At 72.8% G+C, this 19,694-nt stretch carries 15 protein-coding genes and 1 pseudogene; 8 read left to right on the top strand and 8 right to left on the bottom strand.

Annotation, left to right across the window (positions count from 1 at the left end; translation table 11 throughout):
• Positions 1-3 precede the first annotated feature (3 nt).
• Positions 4-1,242, bottom strand: coding sequence for a molybdopterin molybdotransferase MoeA (locus ACZ4M3_RS04020; protein ID WP_467729924.1), 1,239 nt, complete (start codon positions 1,240-1,242; stop codon positions 4-6).
• A 165-nt stretch (positions 1,243-1,407) separates the two neighbouring features.
• The gene (locus ACZ4M3_RS04015; protein WP_467729922.1) at positions 1,408-1,827 is read right to left on the bottom strand and encodes a TOBE domain-containing protein; all 420 of its coding nucleotides are present in this window, start codon (positions 1,825-1,827) and stop codon (positions 1,408-1,410) included.
• A gap of 363 nt (positions 1,828-2,190) precedes the next feature.
• Here ACZ4M3_RS04015 and modA point away from each other — a divergent pair, with 363 nt between their 5' ends.
• Positions 2,191-2,997 carry a molybdate ABC transporter substrate-binding protein gene (gene modA, locus ACZ4M3_RS04010; RefSeq protein WP_467729920.1) on the top strand — a complete coding sequence of 269 codons (807 nt, stop codon included), beginning with the start codon at positions 2,191-2,193 and terminating at the stop codon, positions 2,995-2,997.
• A gap of 99 nt (positions 2,998-3,096) precedes the next feature.
• A pseudogene (locus ACZ4M3_RS04005) lies at positions 3,097-4,891 on the top strand (ABC transporter ATP-binding protein/permease).
• 25 nt (positions 4,892-4,916) lie between these two features.
• Here the strand turns inward: ACZ4M3_RS04005 and ACZ4M3_RS04000 are convergent.
• Positions 4,917-5,867 (bottom strand): Dyp-type peroxidase, encoded by a 951-nt coding sequence (locus tag ACZ4M3_RS04000; protein WP_467729918.1) that lies wholly within the window; start codon positions 5,865-5,867, stop codon positions 4,917-4,919.
• A gap of 373 nt (positions 5,868-6,240) precedes the next feature.
• Positions 6,241-6,648 (bottom strand): Imm10 family immunity protein, encoded by a 408-nt coding sequence (locus ACZ4M3_RS03995; protein ID WP_467729916.1) that lies wholly within the window; start codon positions 6,646-6,648, stop codon positions 6,241-6,243.
• 465 nt (positions 6,649-7,113) lie between these two features.
• Here ACZ4M3_RS03995 and ACZ4M3_RS03990 point away from each other — a divergent pair, with 465 nt between their 5' ends.
• From ACZ4M3_RS03990 to ACZ4M3_RS03975, 4 genes are all read left to right on the top strand, one after another.
• A complete protein-coding gene (locus tag ACZ4M3_RS03990) occupies positions 7,114-8,517 on the top strand; it encodes an MFS transporter (RefSeq protein WP_467730138.1) in 1,404 nt (467 codons plus the stop codon).
• A gap of 89 nt (positions 8,518-8,606) precedes the next feature.
• On the top strand, positions 8,607-10,535 hold the full coding sequence (locus ACZ4M3_RS03985; RefSeq protein ID WP_467729914.1) for a helix-turn-helix domain-containing protein: 1,929 nt from the start codon (positions 8,607-8,609) through the stop codon (positions 10,533-10,535).
• A gap of 50 nt (positions 10,536-10,585) precedes the next feature.
• Positions 10,586-11,503, top strand: a complete 918-nt coding sequence (locus ACZ4M3_RS03980) for a MurR/RpiR family transcriptional regulator (RefSeq protein WP_467729912.1) — start codon at positions 10,586-10,588, stop codon at positions 11,501-11,503.
• Positions 11,504-11,817: 314 nt separating this feature from the next.
• Complete coding sequence (locus ACZ4M3_RS03975; RefSeq protein ID WP_467729910.1) at positions 11,818-12,201, top strand: hypothetical protein; 384 nt, start codon at positions 11,818-11,820, stop codon at positions 12,199-12,201.
• On the opposite strand, the gene ACZ4M3_RS03970 is transcribed toward ACZ4M3_RS03975, so the two are convergent.
• On the bottom strand, positions 12,198-13,700 hold the full coding sequence (locus ACZ4M3_RS03970) for a sensor histidine kinase (RefSeq protein WP_467729908.1): 1,503 nt from the start codon (positions 13,698-13,700) through the stop codon (positions 12,198-12,200). The two genes, ACZ4M3_RS03975 and ACZ4M3_RS03970, sit on opposite strands and share 4 nt — an antisense overlap.
• On the bottom strand, positions 13,693-14,370 hold the full coding sequence (locus tag ACZ4M3_RS03965) for a response regulator transcription factor (protein ID WP_453354782.1): 678 nt from the start codon (positions 14,368-14,370) through the stop codon (positions 13,693-13,695). The genes ACZ4M3_RS03970 and ACZ4M3_RS03965 overlap by 8 nt, the downstream gene beginning before the upstream one ends.
• A gap of 133 nt (positions 14,371-14,503) precedes the next feature.
• On the opposite strand from ACZ4M3_RS03965, the gene ACZ4M3_RS03960 reads away from it, so the two are divergent.
• Entirely contained in the window at positions 14,504-15,127 is a 624-nt protein-coding gene (locus tag ACZ4M3_RS03960; protein ID WP_467729906.1) for a hypothetical protein, read from the top strand.
• Positions 15,128-15,149: 22 nt separating this feature from the next.
• On the opposite strand, the gene ACZ4M3_RS03955 is transcribed toward ACZ4M3_RS03960, so the two are convergent.
• A complete protein-coding gene (locus ACZ4M3_RS03955) occupies positions 15,150-16,790 on the bottom strand; it encodes an AMP-binding protein (RefSeq protein WP_467729904.1) in 1,641 nt (546 codons plus the stop codon).
• 113 nt (positions 16,791-16,903) lie between these two features.
• Positions 16,904-19,198: a HelD family protein gene (locus ACZ4M3_RS03950; protein WP_467729902.1), complete on the bottom strand. Its 2,295-nt coding sequence runs from the start codon at positions 19,196-19,198 to the stop codon at positions 16,904-16,906.
• Between the two features lie 153 nt (positions 19,199-19,351).
• Here ACZ4M3_RS03950 and ACZ4M3_RS03945 point away from each other — a divergent pair, with 153 nt between their 5' ends.
• A complete protein-coding gene (locus ACZ4M3_RS03945; RefSeq protein WP_467729900.1) occupies positions 19,352-19,693 on the top strand; it encodes a hypothetical protein in 342 nt (113 codons plus the stop codon).
• The last annotated feature ends 1 nt before the right edge of the window (position 19,694 follow it).

Here is a 19,694-nt window from a genome sequence, read left to right as displayed (position 1 = left end):
CGGTCAGCTCCGCGTGAGGACCAGTGGCGCCGGCCCGCCGTCGCTCCAGTCGGCCCGGAGCGCCGCGAGCGCGTCGCCCACGGCTGCCCCGCCTAGGAACGCGGCGCGCTGTCCGTCAGCGACGCGGGCTGCGTCGCCGTCCCAGGTGACGGGTACGAGGCGGGTCAGTCCGGCAGCGGCCCGCCGCACCCGCCCCGTTACGGATACCCGCGGGAGTTTCGGGAGGACCCGCCCGGACGGGGCGGCGATCAGTGGGCCGAGCAGCGTGTGCGCGGCGACGAGTGCCGCGTACGGGTTGCCGGGAAGCCCCACCACCCACCGGTCCGCCGTGAGTTGAGCCAACAGCATCGGGTGGCCGGGGCGGCAGGCGGCCATGTCGACGATCAGCCGCGCTCCTGCTTCGTCGAGCAGGCGGCGCAGCTGGTCCGTGACACCAAGGGACGTGGAGCCCGTGACCAGTACGACGTCGGCGTCCTGCATCGCGTGAACGGCCCGGGCCAACCACCCCGTTGGCTGGTCGGGCACGTGCCGCAGTTGGCAGGTCTCGCCGCCGAGCTGGACGACGAGGGCCCGGAGGAGCGGCCCAAGTACGTCGCGGACCCGCCCCGAGCCGGCCCGGCCCGTGTGATCCAGCTCGTCGCCCGTGATCCGTACGCCGGTCCGGGGACGCGGCCGGACCGTCAGCGAGTCATGGCCGCAGGATGCTGCGAGTCCGAGCAATGCCGGGCCGATCCGTGTACCCGCCGGGGCGGGGGCGCTTCCCGCCGGGGCGTCTTCGCCGATGCGCCGGATGTGCCTGTCCGGTGGCGGCGTGGGACCGTCGACACGGTTGCCGTCCACGGGCACCGCCGATTCCAGCGGCAGCACGGCACATGCGCCAGCCGGGACCTGCGCCCCGGTCGGGATCTCCACACACTCCCCCGCCCCCAGCCCACCCAGCCAGGTCGCGCCAGCTCGCACGACCCCTCGGAGCCGCCACGGGCCGGAGCCGGCCACCGCATAGCCGTCCATCGCGGCCGTGTCGAAGGACGGGAGTGGCTGCAGGGCGGTGAGCTGCTGGGCCAAGGTGAGCCCTGGGGCGGCAGCCAGAGGCACGGTGCGAGGACTCAAGGGTCTCGGAGCACGGTGTGCGAGGAGGCGGGCCTGCGCCCAGGGCACGGAGGCGTTGCCATGTGGCTCACCAGGAGCGAAGTCGCGATCAGGGCCTGAGATGGACGGGGCAGTGACGGACACGGCAGACATGGGCACGACTCTCGCCCCGGGTCGTTTCAAAGCTCCGCCGAGAGGGTTGCTTCGGCGCTCCCATCCGTTCACGCACCGCGTTCCGTAGCTGTGAGCCCGCCGCCCGGCATGCCAAAGGCCGCGCACCGTTCACGGTGCGCGGCCTTCGTGGTGGTGCACGAAGGATCAGGCGGAGGCGAGGGAGACCTCGGTCGCCTTGATCAGGGCGACGACGGAGGTGCCGGAGGCCAGGCCGAGGGCCTCGACGGCATCCTTGGTGATCGCGGCGGTCAGCTCGCCACCCTCGACGGACACCTTGACCGAGCCCATGGCGCCACCGGTCGCGACGTCGGTGACGGTGCCCGCGAGCTGGTTGCGGATGGAGATGCCCTCAACAGGGCCGGTCGCCAGGGCGACCTCGGTGGATTTCACGAGCGCCTTGACGGCGGAGCCCTCTGCCAGGCCCAGATCCTTGACCGCGTCGGTGGTGACCGCGGCGGTGATGTCCTGGCCACCGGCGAGGCGGACCTTCACCGAGGCCATGGCCTCACCCGTGGTGACAGCGGTGACGGTGCCGGCGATCTGGTTGCGGATGGACAGGCTCATCGAAACACGCCTCACAAACTCGGAAACGAACCGGCAAGCACTTCTGTGACTTGCGTCATGTTCGACACTACCGGATGAGGAATCACGCTCCGCGTGGCGGTATCTCGTTCACCAACCGAATGGCCGCCACCACCTGGCGTATTCGAGCACGTCGGAACCCCTCGATTCTCGCGCACAAGACCCATCTGACCTGGGGCTTTCGGCCTGTCTGGGAAAGGATGGCCTCGCCGGCCACAGGGAGCGTCGAAATGCAGATGCGGCACTTTCAGTGCTTCAGTTGCTGCAAATACGGCGCCGACCAGCCGGACTCACACCGCAATTGCCCGATCACCGAAACAGCTGAACCGGAGAAGATTTCTCGCCATGATTTCGCTCCTCACCGCCCGACGCCGAGCCGTCGGCCTCCTCGCTGGCGCCCTGCTCGTCCCCCTTCTGACCGCCTGCGGTGACAGCGGAGGCGACGCCTCCGCCACGCCGTCGGCTAGCGGGTCTGGGCAGGTGCCCGCAGCGAACCTGACCGTGCTCGCCGCGTCCTCCCTCACCGACGTGTTCAAGACCGCCGGCGCGGCCTACCAGAAGGCGCACCCGGGCACGAAGGTGAACTTCTCGTTCGCCGGGTCCCAGGAGCTCGCCGCCCAGGTCAAGCAGGGCGCCCCAGCCGACGCCCTGGTCACGGCGGACACCAAGACCATGGACGGCCTCAAAGGGGAGACCGGCGACCCCACGGTGATCGCGAAGAACCGGCTCGTCATCGCCACCGCGCCGGGCAACCCTCACAAGATCGGCTCCTTGAAGGACCTCGCCGATCCCAAGCTGAAGGTGGTTCTGGCCGCTCCCGAGGTGCCCGCCGGCCGCTACAGCCAGCAGATCCTCGCCAAGCAGGGGATCACCGTGAAGCCCGTCTCGCAGGAGCCGAACGTGCGAGCCGTGCTGTCCAAGGTCGAACTGGGCGAGGCGGACGCCGGGCTCGTCTACAAGACGGACGCGGCCGCGGCCAAGGGAAAGGTGGACGCGGTCGACATCCCGGCCGACCAGAACGCCGTCGCCTCTTATCCGGCTGCAACGCTGAAGGCCACGAAGAACGCCGCTGCCGCGGACGCCTTCGTCACGTGGCTCTCCTCCCCGGAGGCGCAGAAGATCCTTCAGCAGGCGGGGTTCCAGCAGCCCTGACCGCGATGCAGGAGGGAGCGCGTGGCTCGTCGATACCGGGCTCTTTCCGGCAACCCGCGCGTCCGTCGCCCCGTCGCCGCCCGGAGGCCGGGTCACGTGATGACACGCCGTACCCCTCGGCCCCGTCCGCCGTTCGTACTGGCCCTTCCCGCCCTCCTCGGGATCTCCTTCCCGATGATCCCGCTGGTAGGGATCCTCGTCCGCACCCAGTGGAGCGAGCTCGGCGCGCACCTGACCACCCCCGGTTCGGTGGAGGCGCTGAAGCTCTCGCTCGTCGCCGACCGCGGGTGGTGTCGCCCTGCTGCTCGGGTTCGGCCGGCGAGGCCTGCTGGGCCCCTTCCTCGACGACGTCTTCGGCATCCCCTGCCCCTCCACACCTCAGGGGCCGTCGTCGCCGCCACCTTCGTGGCGATGCCGTTCCTCGTCATCAGCCTCGAGGACGCGCTCGGCGGACTACGGCCCGGCTTCGAGGAGACGGCCGCCTCGCTCGGCGCCTCCCCGCTGAGGGTCTTCCTGACCGTCACCGTCCCGATGGTCGTGCCAGGTCTGATCGCCGGAGCCGCCCTCACCTGGGCGCGGGCGCTTGGCGAATTCGGTGCGACCATCACCTTCGCCGGTAACCTGCCCGGCGTCACGCAAACCCTGCCGCTCCAGGTCTACCTGCTGCTCCAGGACTCCCCCGGGGCCGCGACATCCCTCTCCCTGCCGCTGCTCGTCGTCGCCATGGCGGTACTGGTCGCGCTCCGCGGCCGCTGGACCTCCGGCCACTCCGTGCCTGAGGCCCACTACACGGCGCCCACCGACGATCCGATCGCCGACGCTCCCGAGCCGGACACACACGCCCTACCCGCCCCGGTCGGCCGTTGGGCCCTGCACGCCGACGTCACCGGCTTCACCCAGCTCACCCTGGACGCCGAGCCGGGCACCACCATCGCCTTGGTCGGTGAGAACGGGGCCGGAAAAACCACCCTGCTGCGCGCCCTCCTCGGCCTCACTCCACGCGCCCACGCCGAACTCCAGCTCGGTGACGACGACGTGACGGCGATGCCGCCGCACCGCCGCGGGGTGGCGTGGGTGCCGCAGGACGGCGCGCCGTTCCCGCACCTGACGGCGCTGTCCAACACCGCCTATGGGCTGCGCGCCCAGGGCGTGTCACGTGAGGAGGCACGCGGACGGGCGAAGGTGTGGCTCCACCGGCTCGGCGTCGGCCACCTCGCCGGCCGCAAGCCCGCGCAGCTGTCAGGCGGCCAAGCCCAGCGGGTCGCCCTGGCCCGGGCGTTGGCCGCCGAGCCGCGCCTGCTGCTCCTGGACGAACCCCTGGCCGCGCTGGACCAGACGCCCCGGGCCCGGGTCCGTCACACCCTGCGCACCCACCTGGCCTCCTTCGGCGGGGTCTGCCTGATCGTCGCACGACCCGGTCGAGGCCGTGTCGCTGGCCGACCGTGTCCTCGTACTGGCGCACGGCCGCGCTCTGCAGGACGCACCGCCGACGGAGGTCACCCGCAATCCGCGATCACCCTGGGTGGCGCGGATGCTGGGCAGCAACGCATGGCCGGGCACCACCACCGCGGACGGGCTCAAGCTCGCCACAAGCGGGTCCGTGGTGGTCGCCGATCCTGAACCGGAGGGCTCCGAGGCCCTTGCCATCGTCGCCCCAGAGGCCGTCTCCCTACACCGCGACCAACCCACCGGCAGCCCACGCAGCGTCTGGTCGGGCACCGTCCGCGAGGTCACTACGGCCGGCAGCCGTCTCCGCGTCCTGATCACGTCTACAGTCGCCGCCGGCGTGGTCGCCGAGATCACTGCGCAGGCGGCCGCCGAGCTGGCCATCGCCGATGGCGCCCGGGTGTGGTGCAGCATCAAGGCCCCCGAAATCACCCTGGTCACCCTCTGAATCCTGATCGGTTCGGGCGCGGGCATCAGCCTTCCAGGAGTGCCTGGGCGGCGTACGCTCCGGGGCGGATGCCGCTCGGTACGGCGAACAACGCGGACGTCTCGTGGACCAGGTAGCGGGCGAGGGCGTCGCCGCGGGAGAGCCGTTGCTGGACGGGGATGAACCCGGTTCGCGGATCGGGCTGCCAGGCCATGAACAGCAAGCCGGCATCCGGAGTACCGTCCGCGCGCAGGCCGTCGTGGTACGACCAACTGCGCCGCACCATCCTGGCGCCGTTGTTGGAGTCGGGGGCGGCCAGCCGGATGTGCGCGTTGGTGGCGATCACCGGGACGCCGTCGGACCGCGCAGCCGCGAGGTCGACGGATGTGTCGGTGCCGCCTGTCAGCGGGGCGCCGTCGGCGGCGCGCCGACCCAGGGCCTGTTCGCGGTGGGTGGGCGGCAGGGTGTCCCAGTGGTCCAGGAGCATGCGGATGCGCCGGATCACCACGTACGAGCCGCCGGCCAGCCACGGCGGGACGTCCGGCCCGTGCAGCAGGGCGCGGGTGGGCTCGGGGTTGTTCGTGCCGTCGATCTGCCCCATCAGGTTGCGGCGGCCGTCGGCGGCCGTGAAACCGGTCATGGTCCAGCGGAGTTTGGCCTCGCCACGAGCCAGGCGTTGGAGGTTCCGCAGTACGTGTGCGGTGACGAAGGCGTCGTCGGCGCCGATCTGCACGAGGAGGTCGCCGTCGCTGCGGGCGGGGTCCAGCTCGTCCTCGGGGAAGGCCGGCAGCGGAGCGAGGGCCTCGGGGCGGGCAGCCGTCAGGCCGGTGCGGTCGAAGAAGTTCGGGCCGAGCCCGAAGGTCACCGTGAGCCTGGCCGGGGCGCTGCCCTCCAGCGCCCCGGTCTCGGCGGCCCGGGAGCCGGGCGGCTCCAGCTCGGGGGGCACGGCCTCGCCCCGGGCCAGGTGTTCCGCGGCGGACGTCCAGCGCAGGAGCAACGCGGCGGCGCGTCCTCGTCGGTACGGGTGCCGAAGTCGAAGGCTGCCACCCGGACATCCTGCTGGCGGGGCGTCAGGATCCCTGCCTGGTGGGGGCCGTGGAAGGGAATGACAGCGGCAGCGGTTGTCCCGCCGTCGCTGCGGAGCGCCCCGGCGGTGACGGTCCCGCCGCCGGCCAGCACCGCGAGACCTCCCTCCGGCGAGCAGGGGCCGCCGGGAGACCCGTCGGCGGGCCGTCCCGACCGGGCTGCCGGTCAGTGCCGGTGACGCGGCAGGGGCGGCGACGCCCTCTTCAGCAGCGGAGGCCTGCAGTGGATCCAGTCCGCCCTTCGCTGTGGCCTGCTCGTCGGATACCGCCGCCTCGGGAGGCCGATCAAACTGAGAAACCAGTGAGCCGAGGCCGGGCTTCCTCGCGTCCGAAGGCCAGCACCTTCGCAAGTACCTCGCGCATCTCGTCAATGCCCTCGGCCGGCACGTCGAGCACCGCCTCGATCTCCGCGTCCTCCAACTCCAAGTCATCCAGACAGCCGGGGTCCAGCGACACCGTGAGCAGGTTGCCTGTCAGAGCCACCTCGCGGACACAGCCATAGGCCGTGCACTGGTCTGGGGTCATCACGCAGTACGTGTCGAGCCCGAGCGAGATGTCCTGTGCGGACGGCTCACCGATAGTGCTCGTGAACAGCAGGAAGAAGCCCTCGTCCTCCTCCGCCACGCCAGCCTGCATCTCGCCATCAACGTCGACCTCGGCAGCCACCGCACGGGCTGTAAACCTGTATGTCATGCGCCGGTTGTACCAGGAGCCCAGCACAGCTCACGCCCACCCCTCCGTCAACAAGTGCTGCCGCCATTTGAAACGACGTCGTGGTGCAGGGCGAGGACCGTGGCGGCGATGGCCGGCCCCGGGAGAACCGGGAGCCACCAGGGCGTGGCCAGGTGGTCGCTGCCCTGTGCCCTATGCCGTCTCCCGCAGATCGTCCCGGATGAACAGGGCCTCCAGGTCCGCGTGGAGGGCCAATCTGTCTCAAGAAGCCCGGCGCAGGACGCGGATACACGGTCGCTCGGCGCCGAGATCCGCTATGCGGAGGGTTTCCGCCGGGGGCGAGAATGAGTCAGCCGCGGTCGTGTGGTGATGCGGCACACAACCGGGCCTGCGAATGTGATGGCCCGCCACATATGCCGCTGACCTGGGGACTTCTACGTTGTGGCGACACCCGACGTCCCCGCAGATCCCCTGGAAGTGGTGCACATGGTCTCCCCCGCAGCGAGCAGAACGAGCCCGTCAGGCATACGCAGGATCGTCGCGGCGAGTCTCATCGGGACCACCATCGAGTGGTACGACTTCTTCCTGTACGGCAGCGCCGCCGCCCTGGTGTTCAACAAGCTGTTCTTCCCGACCGCCGACCCGCTGACCGGGACCCTGATCGCCTTCCTCACCTACGCCATCGGCTTCCTGGCCCGCCCGCTCGGCGGGGTGGTCTTCGGGCACTTCGGGGACAAGCTGGGGCGCAAGAAGCTGCTGGTGCTCAGCCTGTTGATGATGGGCGGTGCCACCTTCGCGATGGGGCTGCTGCCGACGTACGCGGACATCGGCGTCGGCGCGCCGGTGCTGCTGACCGTGCTGCGGCTGGTGCAGGGGTTCGCGCTGGGCGGCGAGTGGGGCGGCGCCGTGCTGATCGTCTCCGAGCACGGGGGTGCGGAGCACCGGGGGTTCTGGGCGTCGTGGCCGCAGTCGGGCGCGCCCGGCGGGAACATGCTCGCCACCGGGGTACTGGCGCTGCTGGCGTCCGTCCAGTCCGAGGAGGCCTTCCTCGCCTGGGGCTGGCGCGTCCCGTTCCTGCTGTCCGGCGTCCTGGTGGCCGCGGGGCTGTGGATCCGGATCTCCGTCTCGGAGTCCCCCGTCTTCCTCGCCGCGCAGGCGCGGGCCCGGCAGGAGGAGGGGACGGGCACGGAGCAGGCGGGCAGGGCGAAGGCGCCGGTGGTCGAGGTGTTCCGCAGGAGCTGGCGCGAGGTGCTGACGGCCATCGGTACCCGGTTCGGCGAGAACATCTCGTACTACGTCCTGACCTCCTTCCTCCTCGTCTACGTCACCACCCACCTCGGGCTGCCCAAGAGCACCGCGCTGAACGCCGTACTGATCGGCTCGGCCCTGCACTTCGTCACCATCCCGGCCTGGGGCGCGCTGTCGGACCGGATCGGCCGCCGGCCGGTGACGCTGATCGGCTCGGTGGGCATGGCGATCTGGGCGTTCGCCTTCTTCGCGCTGGTCGACTCGCGCTCGTTCGCGGTCGTCACGGTGTCGGTCACCGTCGGTCTGCTGCTGCACGGGGCGATGTACGGGCCGCAGGCGGCCTTCATCTCCGAGATGTTCGACACCAAGGTCCGCTACTCCGGTGCCTCGATGGGCTCCCAGCTCGCCTCGATCGTCGCCGGGGCGCTGGCTCCGATCATCGCCGTCGAGCTGCTCAAGGACTACGGCTCCGCCCTCCCGGTTTCGGTCTACCTCTGCGGCGCGGCCGTGATCACCACCCTCACGGTGGCGTTCGCGAAGGAGACCCGCGGCCGGAACCTGGCGGCGGTCGGCCACGGCCCGGCCGTCCCGGGGCAGCGGGCCGGCGCCGCCCGGGCGGGGCAGCCGTCCGACGCGGCCTGAGCGCGGAGCAGCCGCCGTCCGACCGCAGCGACCGGCAGGCCACCCGCAGCGGAGGCCTGCCGGGAAGGGCCGCCGGGAGGGCTGTCAGCATGGGCCGCGTGAACGATGCCTCCAGCCCCCGCCCGCCCGCCGGCCACCCGGTGGCGGCCGCGCTCCGCACGCTGCTCGACCTGCTGGCCGAGGGCGCGCCGGCCGAGCGGTTCGCGGCGGCCGCAGCGGAGGTCCGGACCGGCGGCGCCGCCCCGGCGGACCTCGCCTTCGTCGAGGACGCCACGCGCGTCGCCCTCGACATCAGCCGGACCCTGGGTCAGCACCGGCGCCGGGAGGCGGAGTTGACCGCCCTGTTCGACACGGCCGGCGACCTGGCGGCGCTGCGCGACCTGGACGCCGTACTGCGGGCGATCGTCCGGCGGGCTAGGACCCTGCTGGGTACTGACGTCGCCTACCTCACCCTCAACGACCCGGCCGCGGGCGATACGTTCATGCGCGTCACGGACGGTTCGGTCTCCGCCGCGTTCCAGCAGTTGCGCCTCGGCATGGGCGAGGGGCTCGGCGGCCTCGTCGCGCAGACGGCCCGCCCCTACGCCACCAGCGACTACGGGTCGGACGGCCGGTTCAAGCACACCGCGGCCATCGACCGCGGTGTCGGGGAGGAGGGGCTGCGGGGCATCCTGGGCGTCCCGCTCCGGGTGGGGACGCGGGTGATCGGCGTGCTCTACGCGGCCGACCGCGCGGTCCGGGCCTTCGCGCCCGACGCGGTCGCGCTGCTGTCCTCGCTCGCCGACCACGCCGCGGTCGCCATTGACGGGGCCCGGTTGCTGGAGGAGACCCGGGCCGCGCTGGTCGAGCTCAACGGGGCCAACGAGACGGTCCGCGCCCACAGCGAGGCGATGCGCCTGGCCACCGAGACGCACGACCGGCTCACCGAACTCGTGCTGCGCGGCGGCGACGTGGGTGATCTCGCGCGGGACGTCGCCGCCCTGCTCGGCGGCGGCATCGTGGTCCACGACGCCGACGGCACCGAACTGGCCCGGGTCGGCGCGGGCCCCCTCGCCCCGCCGGTCCAGGGGGTGACGGACTCCCGTACGGGCGGCCGCGCCGTCGCCGTGGAGGGGGTCTTCGTCTGGGCGGTCATGGCGGGTCCCGAACTCCTCGGCAGCGTCGCCCTGACCGGCCGGCCCGGACTCACCGACTCCGAACGGCGCCTGTTCGAGCGGGCGGGCCTGGTGACGGCCCTCCTGTTGCTGCTGCGGCGCTCCATAGCGGAGGCCGAGGACCGGGTGCGCGGCGAACTGCTGACCGACCTGCTCACCCCGGAGGGGGCGGGGCGGGTCCACGACGGGGCGAGCCGGCGGATCCGGGCCCGCAGGCTGGGCCTGGACCTGACCCGGCCGCACGCGGTGCTGGCGCTCCGGTGCGAGCCGGGGGTACGGGCCCGGCTGGCGTCGGAGACGGCCCGCCGGGCACGCGCCGCCCACGGCCTGTCGGGCGTGCACCAGGGGCTCGTCGTGATGGTGGTCCCGGCCGACCGTCCCGGCGACCTCGCCCGGTCGCTGGCCGCCGAGCTGGGACTCGCCCTCGGCGCCCCGGTGACGGTGGGCGCCGCCGGCCCGGCGGACCGCCCGGACGCGCTGCCCGCCGTGTACGCGGAGGCCCTGCGGTGCGTCGAGGCCCTGCACACCCTCGGGCAGCCGGGCCGGGGCGCGGGCGTCGCCGACCTCGGATTCCTCGGCGTGCTGCTCGGCGACCGCGCCGATGTGAGCGGTTACGTCGACCGGGTGCTGGGCCCCGTCATCGCGTACGACGCCCAGCGCGGCACCGATCTCGTCCGTACGCTGGACGCCTACTTCGCCCACGGCGCGAGCCTGTCGAAGGCGAGGGAGGCCCTGCACGTGCACGTCAACACGGTGGTGCAGCGGCTGGACCGGATCCGCCGGCTGCTCGGCGACGACTGGAACGCCCCGGCCGCGGCGCTGGAGCTCCAGCTGGCCCTGCGTCTGTACCGTCTGACCTCGTGACTCAGCGGTGAGCTATGTTTGATCACGAGTGATGAGAAGGAGGCCCGTCGGTGTCATCGGGTCAGCAGGAACGCGCTCAGGCGGCCGCCATCACCCCGGGCGGGCAGGCCGCGGAGCACGAGCGCGCCCCCGCCGACCGGGTTCGGGCGCTGTTCGACGGGCATCCGCTGTCCCCCGGCCAGCGGCGCATCGCCCAGTACCTGATCGACCACCTCACCGAGGCCGCGTTCCTCTCGATCACCGAGCTCGCGGAACGGGCCGGGGTGAGTCAGCCGTCCGTGACCCGGTTCGCGGCGGCGCTGGGTTTCAGCGGCTATCCCGCCCTGCGCGAGGTGTTGCAGCCGATCGCGCTGAACGCCGTGGCGGGCCATCAGGAGAGCCGGGAGCAGCTCCGCCACAACGAGCTCCAGGCGGCGGTGGACGCGGAGATCGAGAACCTGGAGAACGTGCGCCGGCTGCTGGCCGACACCGACCAGATCCTCGACATCGGCCGGGACCTGGCCCGGTCGGTCCCCCTCACCGTGCTCGGCCTGCGCATCTCCGTCTCCCTCGCGGAGTACTTCGCCTACGCGGCCCGGCGCATCCACCCCGACGTACGCCTGGTGACGGGCGGGGGCAGCGTCGCCTACGACGCGCTGCTCCAGGCCCGGGCGGCGGGCGGCAGCTGGGTGCTGGCCTTCGCGATGCCGCGGCACGCGAAGGAGACCCTCGCCGCGGTGCGGACGGCCCGCAGCGCCGGCCTGCGCGTCGCGCTGATCACCGATCCGACGCTGGGCCCGCTGGTGGAAGAGGCGGACGTGGTGCTCACCGCCGGCACCGGTTCGCGGCTGGTTTTCGACTCCTACGCGGCACCCGGGGTGCTGTCGGCGGCCCTGCTGCAGGCCATGGCGGACGCGGACCCGGAGCGGACGCAGGCCCGCCTCGAAGGCTATGAGCAGGCCGCTGACCTGCACGATTTCTTCCTCTAGAGCGGAAGCCGCCCCTCCCTTTCCGGATGGATGCGTTCACGTGAGAGACGTATGAATTTTTTCATACGCTTGCTTACTCGACGGTATATATGTTTACTGAGGCGCGGCCGGAATCCACCAGATGCCAGGGAGAGCGACCCCACGCCCTCCCGAGCGAGCACCCAGCAGCGAGCGCCTCCTCCTCACGCCCGCTTCCGGGTACCCGATCCGGGCTTTCGGATCCCGTCGACCGCCGTGGCGGCCTCGATCAACCCCTGGGTCGAGGCCGCCCACCCCTCTCGATCAGAGTTCGACACCACTCGGAAGCGACGAGAATGCCCCAGACGGCCTCTGCCACCCTCAGCCCGGACTGGCCCTGCCAGGTCAAGGCCCCCGGAAGTCACGACTGGGAACGCACCGCCATCCGTTGGCTGCGCGACCTGCTGCCGGCCCGCTACGCCGGCTACTCGACGTTCAACCGCCACCCCGTCCTCCTCACCCGGCACGCGCGCCTGCACCTCCAGCACGAGATACGCGCCGTACGGGTGGCCCTGGAGACCTGCCGGGCCGAACTGCCCGCGCTGGGCGTCGCCGAGTCCGTCATCGAGAACACCATCCGGATGTACGCGGTCGAACTCGACCAGCTCGCCCGCCTGGCCCGCGGCGTCCGCCTGATCACCGACGCCCTCCCCGTCAACGGCGCCGCCCGCCGCCGCTAGGGCGTCCTCGGCAGGGTCGCCACCAGGCGGGCCCCTCCGGTGGGGGCGGCGTGGGCCGCGAGGGAGCCGCCCAGGCTGGTGGCGATGTCGCGGGCTATGGCCAGGCCCAGGCCGGAGCCGCCCGCGTCCCGGCTGCGGGCGTCATCGAGCCGGGTGAACCGTTCGAAGACCCGCTCCCGGTCCGCCTCCGCGATGCCCGGCCCGTCGTCGCACACCTCCAGCACGACCACGTCCCGTTCCTCGTCCACCCGCAGGGCCAGCGAGACCCGCCCGGCGGCATGGCGCTGCGCGTTGTCGAGCAGGTTCGTCACCAGCCGGGACAGCCACAGCGTGCTGCCGCGCACCGTCACGTCGGGCGCGAGGACCGCCTCGACCGGGACGCGGTCGTCCCGGCGCGGGCGCGCCGCCTCCCGGGCGACTCCGGTGAGGTCGACCGCGGCGGCCGGAGCCGGTTCGGCGGTGTCCAGCCGGGCCAGCAGGAGCAGGTCCGCCGCGAGGTCCTGCAGCCGGACCGTGTCCTCCAGCGCGCCGCTGACCAGCTCGCCCCACAGGGCCGGGTCGGGGTGCGCCTGCGCGACCTCCAACTGGGTACGGAGCACCGTGATGGGGCTGCGCAGTTCGTGCGACGCGTCCGCGATGAACTGCCGCTGCCGGATCCCGGCGGCTTCGAGCCGGTCCAGGGTGGCGTTCACCGTCACCGCGAGCCGGGCCACCTCGTCCTGGCTCGGCGGCACGGGCACCCGGCGGTGCAGGTCGCGCTCACTGATCTCCGCGACCTCCGCGCGGATCGCCTCGACGGGCCGCAGCGCCCAGCCCGTCACGCGCCAGGTGACGAGGGCGACGGTCAGGACGAGCAACGGCGCCATGACCGCCAGCGCGGCGGTGATCATGTCCCCGGCGGCGTCGGCCTGCCGCAGCGACGTGCCCGCGTAGACGGTGACCAGCCCCGACGCGGTGGCGGTGGTGACCTGTACGACGCGCTGGCGGTGCTCCTCCCGGACCGGGCCGCCCTGCCAGGTGCCCCGGACCGTCCCGGGGCTGCCGGGGCGCGCCCCGGAGACGGCGGGCCGGCCGGCGAGGTTGGGGCTCGCCGCGAGCACCCGGCCCTGGGCGTCCACGACCTGGAGGAAGTCCGTGCCGCGCCCGGCGGCCAGTACGGGATCGAGCCGGCCCCCCGCCGCCAGCCCGGCGGTGGCCACGGCCTGCCGCTCGGCGTCGGCCTGGGCGCTGCGCAGCAGGTTGCCGTGGAGCAGCCCGAGCAAGGCGAAGGAGATCGCCCCGAGGGCCAGGGCGACCACGGCGGACGCCCCGAGCGTCGCCCGGGCGCGTACCGAACGCGGCCGCAGACCGCCGGCGAGGAGTCCGCGTACCGCACGGGCCCGTGGAGCGCCGGCGAGGAGTCCGCGTAGCGCACGGGCCCGTGCGCCCAGCCGTGCGCCCAGCCGCTCGACCGGCCGCGCGACCGGCCGTGCCCCGGGCCGGGGCGTCGGCTCAGCCACCGTCGGCCGCCAGCCGGTAACCGGCGCCGCGCACCGTCTCCACGGCGGCCCGTCCGAAGGGCGCGTCGATCTTCCGGCGCAGGGCGCTGACGTGGACCTCGACCACGTTCAGGTCACCGTCGTAGGCGGCGTCCCACACGTTCTCCAGGATCTCGCGCTTGGGCACCACCTCCCCGGCCCGCCGGGCCAGGTACTCCAGCACGGCGAACTCCCGCGAGGTGAGGCGGGCTTCGGCCCCGCCGCGGGTGCACCGCTGCGCCGCCGGGTCGACCACCAGGTCCCCGAACGTCATGACCTGCGGGCTGCGGCGGCCGGTGCGCCGGATCAGCGCACGCAGCCGGGCCACGAGGACGACGTAGGAGAAGGGTTTGGACAGGAAGTCGTCCGCGCCGGTGTCCAGGGCTTCGGCCTCGTCGTACTCGCCGTCCTTCGCGGTGAGCATCAAGATGCCCGACTCGCAGCCCGCCGCGCGCAGCCGGGCGCAGACCCGGTAGCCGTTGAGGCCCGGCAGCATGATGTCCAGCACGATGGCGTCGTAGTCGTGCTCCGCCGCGAGCCACAGGCCCTGCGTGCCGTCGTGGGCGACGTCCACCGAGAAGCCCTCGGCTCCCAGCCCCCGCTGCAGGGCGGCGGCCAGCCGCCGCTCGTCCTCGACCACCAGTACGCGCATGGGGTCAAGGTTCGCAGGTCGCCCGGCGGGCTTGCTGAAGGGGTCTTCAGCTCGCTTCAGCGCAGCTTCAGGAAGCGCGGCGCACGATCTGCCCTGCCGGGCGGAGCGCCCGGAGTACGCGAGGAGCGATCAGATGACCCAGTCCACTCCCCAGCCTCCCGAGCACCCGGCGGACGCCGGCGAGACGAAAGCGGTGCCCGCGGCCGGCCGTCGGGGCCGGCTCGTCCGGCTGACGCGCCAGGGCCGCACACGGTGGGTGGCCCTCGGGCTGGTGGTGCTGGTCGGCGGCGGCGCCGCCGCGGCGGCCGTCGCCGTGGCGGAACACCGCCACGAGGCGCACGAGGGCCACTCGGACTCCGCCGGGGAGCACGGCCGCGGCCACGGTCCGAAGGGCGGCCGGGAGGACGGCCGGGAGGACGGCGGCCCCCGCGCCTTCGGCCGCCAGGGCGGCGAGGACGGCGCGTCCGGCCGGTTCCGGCCGGGCCGCGAGTTCTCCGGCGGCGCAGGTGCGAAGGCGGCGGCCCCCGCGCAGCTCCCCGCGCTGCCGGCCGCGCAGGCCGTGGACAAGGCGGCGGGAGCCGTGTCGGGCGGCAAGGTGGAGTCCCTGCGCGTGGTGGTGGAGCAGGGCGGCGCGAGCGCGTGGGAGGCCGTGGTCCTCGGTCCCGACGGCGTCCGGCACGACGTCACCCTCTCCGGGAGCGACGGCACGCCGACGGGCAACACGGTCCTGGACAAGGGCGCCAAGGCGGCGCGCTGACCCTCAGCCGGTGCCGCTGACCTCAGCCGGTGCCGAGGAGGCGCTGGGCCGTCTCGCGCATCTCGACCTTGCGGATCTTTCCGGTGACGGTCATCGGGAACTCGTCCACGACGTGGACGTAGCGCGGGATCTTGAAGTGGGCGAGGCGGCCGGCACAGTACGCGCGGACGGTTTCCGCGGTCAGCGGCTCGGCGCCCTCGCGCATCCTGATCCAGGCCATCAGTTCCTCCCCGTACTTGGCGTCGGGGACGCCGATCACCTGGACGTCGAGCACGTCCGGGTGCCCGTGGAGGAACTCCTCGATCTCGCGCGGGTAGACGTTCTCACCGCCTCGGATCACCATGTCCTTGATCCGGCCGGTGATGCTCAGGTAGCCGTCGTCGTCCATGACGGCGAGGTCCCCGGTGTGCATCCAGCGGGCCGCGTCGACGGCTTCGGCGGTCCGCTCGGGCTCGCCCCAGTAGCCGAGCATGACGGAGTAGCCCCGGGTGCACAGTTCGCCCGGTTCGCCGCGCGGCACGGTCCGCCCGGAGGCCGGGTCGACGATCTTGACCTCCAGGTGCGGACCGACGCGGCCCACGGTCGACACCCGGCGTGCGACGGAGTCGTCCGCGCGGGTCTGGGTCGACACCGGTGAGGTCTCCGTCATGCCGTAGCAGATGGAGACCTCCGTCATGCCCATCCGGTCGATGACCTCCTTCATCACCTCGACCGGGCAGGGCGAGCCCGCCATGATGCCGGTCCGCAGGCTGGAGAGGTCGTACGAGGCGAAGTCCGGGTCGGCGAGCTCGGCGATGAACATCGTCGGCACGCCGTACAGCGAGGTGCAGGACTCGGCTTCCACGGCGGCCAGGGTGGCCGCCGGCTCGAACGACGGCGCCGGGATGACGAGCGCCGCCCCGTGACTCGTACAGGCCAGTGCCCCCATCACCATGCCGAAGCAGTGGTAGAAGGGGACCGGGACGCAGACCCGGTCCTGCTCGGTGTAGTGGCACAGCTCCCCCACGAAGAACCCGTTGTTCAGGATGTTGTGGTGGGACAGCGTCGCGCCCTTGGGGAAGCCGGTCGTGCCCGAGGTGTACTGGATGTTGACGGGGTCGTCCGGGCTCAGCGCGGCCTGCGCGCCGGCCAGTACGGCCGGGTCGCCCTGCCGGCCGCGCTCCAGCAGCGAGGTCCAGGCGCCGCCTTCCAGCAGGACCACGAACTCCAGCTCCGGGCAGCGCGGCCGCACCTCCTCGATCATGGCCGCGTAGTCGGAGGTCTTGAACCGGTCGGCGGCCACCAGCAGCCGGATCCCGGACTGCCGCAGTACGTACTCCAGCTCGTGGGAACGGTAGGCCGGGTTCACCGTGACGAGGACCGCCCCGATCTTGGCGGTGGCGTACTGCACCAGCGTCCATTCGGGCCGGTTCGGCGCCCAGATGCCGACCCGGTCGCCCTTGGCGATGCCGAGGTCCAGCAGGCCGAGCGCGAGCGCGTCGACGTCCGCCACCAGCTCCGCGTACGTCCAGCGGCGCCCGGAGGGCAGGTCGACCAGGGCGTCCCGCTCGGGGAACCGGCGCGCGGTGCGGTCCAGGTTCTCGCCGATCGTGTCGCCGAGCAGCGGCACCTCGTGCACCCCGTACGCGTAACTGGACTCTGCGGCGCTGGATTCTGCTGACACACGGCCTCCCGGATCGGTGGTGCGCGCGGGGCCCGGTGGGCCGGCGCCCCCCTATGATCACCGCGCGGGTCCGTCGGGGCCAGAGACTGCGCGGTGGTCGTGGGGGCGCCGGTTCACCCCGCCGGGAGCTCCTCCTGCAGTGCTCGCGCCAGTTCCTCCGGGAGGCGGCCGGTGTGCAGGACCCCGAGGGTCTGGGTGGCGCGGGTCAGCGCCACGTACAGGTCGCTCGGCGCGATGTCCGCCGGCTCCACGACGAGCACCGTGTCGAACTCCAGCCCCTTGGCCTGGCGCGGGTCGAGGAGCACGACGGCGTGGGTGAGGTCCGGTTCCGCTCCGGCCCGTACGTCCGGCAGCGCCGCGGCCAGGGCCTCGTGCAGCGGGCGCGGGGCGATGACCGCGAGCCGGCCCTCCGCCGGGGTGCCGGCGCGGACCGCCTCGGCGACCGCGGCGGGGAGGTCGTCCGCCGCCCGGGACCAGGGCCGTACGCCCGTGGACCGGACCGAGCGGGGCGGCTCGAACCCGGGGTGGCGGGCCAGCAGCACGGCGGACGCGACGTCCATGATCTCGGCGGGCGTACGGTAGTTCACACCGAGCCGGACCAGTTCCCAGCGGTCGCCGACGTACGGGGCCAGGATCCGCTTCCAGGAGCCGCAGCCCGCCTCGTCGCCCGTCTGGGCCGGGTCTCCGACCAGGGTCATCGAGCGGGTGGGGCAGCGCCGCATCAGCAGCCGCCAGGCCATCGCCGACAGCTCCTGGGCCTCGTCCACGATGACGTGGCCGAAGGCCCAGGTCCGGTCGGCGGCGGCGCGCTCGGCGGCGCTGCGGTGGTCCGCCTCCTCGTGCCGCTCGGCCATCCGCTCGGCGTCGATGATGTCGTGCGCGGCGAGGTACTCGTTCTCGGTGTCCTCGAACTCATAGGACTCCGAGCCCTGTGAGAGGTCCAGGACGCCCTGCGCGTACGCGATCCGCTCCAGCCGCTCCCGCTCCTCGGCGGCGCGCCGCGCGCTGTCGTCCTCGCCGAGCAGTTCGGCCGCCTCGTCGAGCAGCGGGATGTCGGCGGGTGTCCAGCCGGTCTCGGTCGCGGGGCGCCGGATCAGCTCGGCGTCGGCGGCGTCCAGGTGGGCGGGGTCCGCCAGGAAGTCGGCGATCAGCTGCTCGGGGGTCAGCGGCGGCCAGAGGGCGTCGATGGCCGCGTGCACCTCGGCGCTGGTGGCGATCTCCTTGCCGAGCTGCGCGACGTCGTCGGGCCCCAGCAGGTTGGGTCCGCCGTACGGGTCCGCGCCGAGCCGGTCGGCGAGCTGCTCGGTGAGCGCGTCGATGATCCGGAACGCGAAGTACGGCCGCGCCAGGTTGTGCGGGAGTCCGGTGCCGCGGGCCCGGTCGCGGGCCTCGTGGGCCATCGTCCGGTCCAGCAGCAGCGTCCCGTAGTCGTCGTGGTCGATCTCCAGGGCCGGTTCGGGGACCACGGAGGTGTCCTCGCCGCTGCCCGCCGGGACGGTCTCCGGCAGCGCCTGGCGGTCGCCGACGACCCGGGCCAGGACGTCGGCCATCGCCGCGCGGCCCTTCACGGCCGCGGCTCCGGGGCGGTCGGTGCGGGTGGCGTGGACGCCCGGGAACAGCTCGCCGACCGTGGCCAGGAGCACGCCCGTCTCGCCGAGGGAGGGGAGCACCTCGCCGATGTAGCCGAGGAACGCCGGGTTGGGGCCGACGATCAGCACGCCGCGCTTGGCGAGGAGTTCCCGGTACGCGTACAGCAGGTAGGCGGCGCGGTGCAGGGCGACCGCGGTCTTGCCCGTGCCGGGGCCGCCTTCCACCACCAGGACGCCGGCGTGCGGCGAGCGGATGATGCGGTCCTGTTCGGCCTGGATGGTCCGGACGATGTCGTGCATCCGCCCGGTGCGGGCGGCGTCGAGGGCGGCGAGCAGCACGGCGTCCGCGTCGGCCCCTTCGTAGCCGGTGCGTTCGGTGTCGGTGAGGTCCAGGATCTCGTCGTGCAGTGCGGTGACCTCGCGGCCCCGGGTGGTGAGGTGCCGGCGCCGGCGCAGTCCCATGGGGTGGTGGCCGGTGGCGAGGTAGAAGGGGCGGGCGACCTCGGCCCGCCAGTCGAGGACCAGGGGGGTGCGGTCGGGGTCGTCCTGCCTGATTCCGATGCGGCCGATGTGGTGGTCGCGGCCGTCGGAGAACTCCAGCCGGCCGAAACACAGACCGTTCTCTCCGGAGTTCAGAGCGGAAAGCAGACCGGACTGCTCGGCGACCAGCACATCCCGCTCCAGGCGTGCCTGCAACCCGCTTCCCGGCTCGGCGAGCGCGCTCCGGACGGCGCGTTCGGCCTGGTCACGCAGGTCATCGAGGCGTGCGTAGAGCCCGGTGATGAATTGCTGCTCATTCCGGAATTCCTCGGTTGACAATTCCACTCCTGACGCGATACAGTGTCTACGTAAAGCTTCTCCACGTCTCCCTCGTGGGTCGACGTGAAATAACCAATATACGCAGGGAATCGCCCCGGTCGCCATTGAGGTCCGGGGTTTTTTGTTGCCGTGTGGCAGGAGACGGAGCCCCCCATGGACGTACAGCACTTCGCGCGGATCACCGCGTTCATCGAGGCGCGCCTCACCCCGCTGTTCGCCGCCGAGACCGGCAGCGAGAACGGCTTCGCGATGGACGACACCTCCCGCGCCCTGCGCGCGCTGCGCAACGCGGTGCTGGAGGCGTCCGCGGTCAAGGGCCTCATCGAGACGCGGGCCACGGCCGAACCCGCGGTGCGCCGGGTCATCGACCAGTCGGTGGAGCACCACTGGGACGTGCTGCGCGGCATCGCCCGCCAGTGGGAGGACCACCCCGACTTCGCGCGGGAGTTCAAGCGCCACGCCTGGGAACTCGACGGGGCGCCCGCCGCGGGCTGAG

This window comes from Streptomyces sp. NPDC026522 (assembly GCF_055567555.1).
This window is presented reverse-complemented; position numbering and strand designations above follow the sequence as displayed.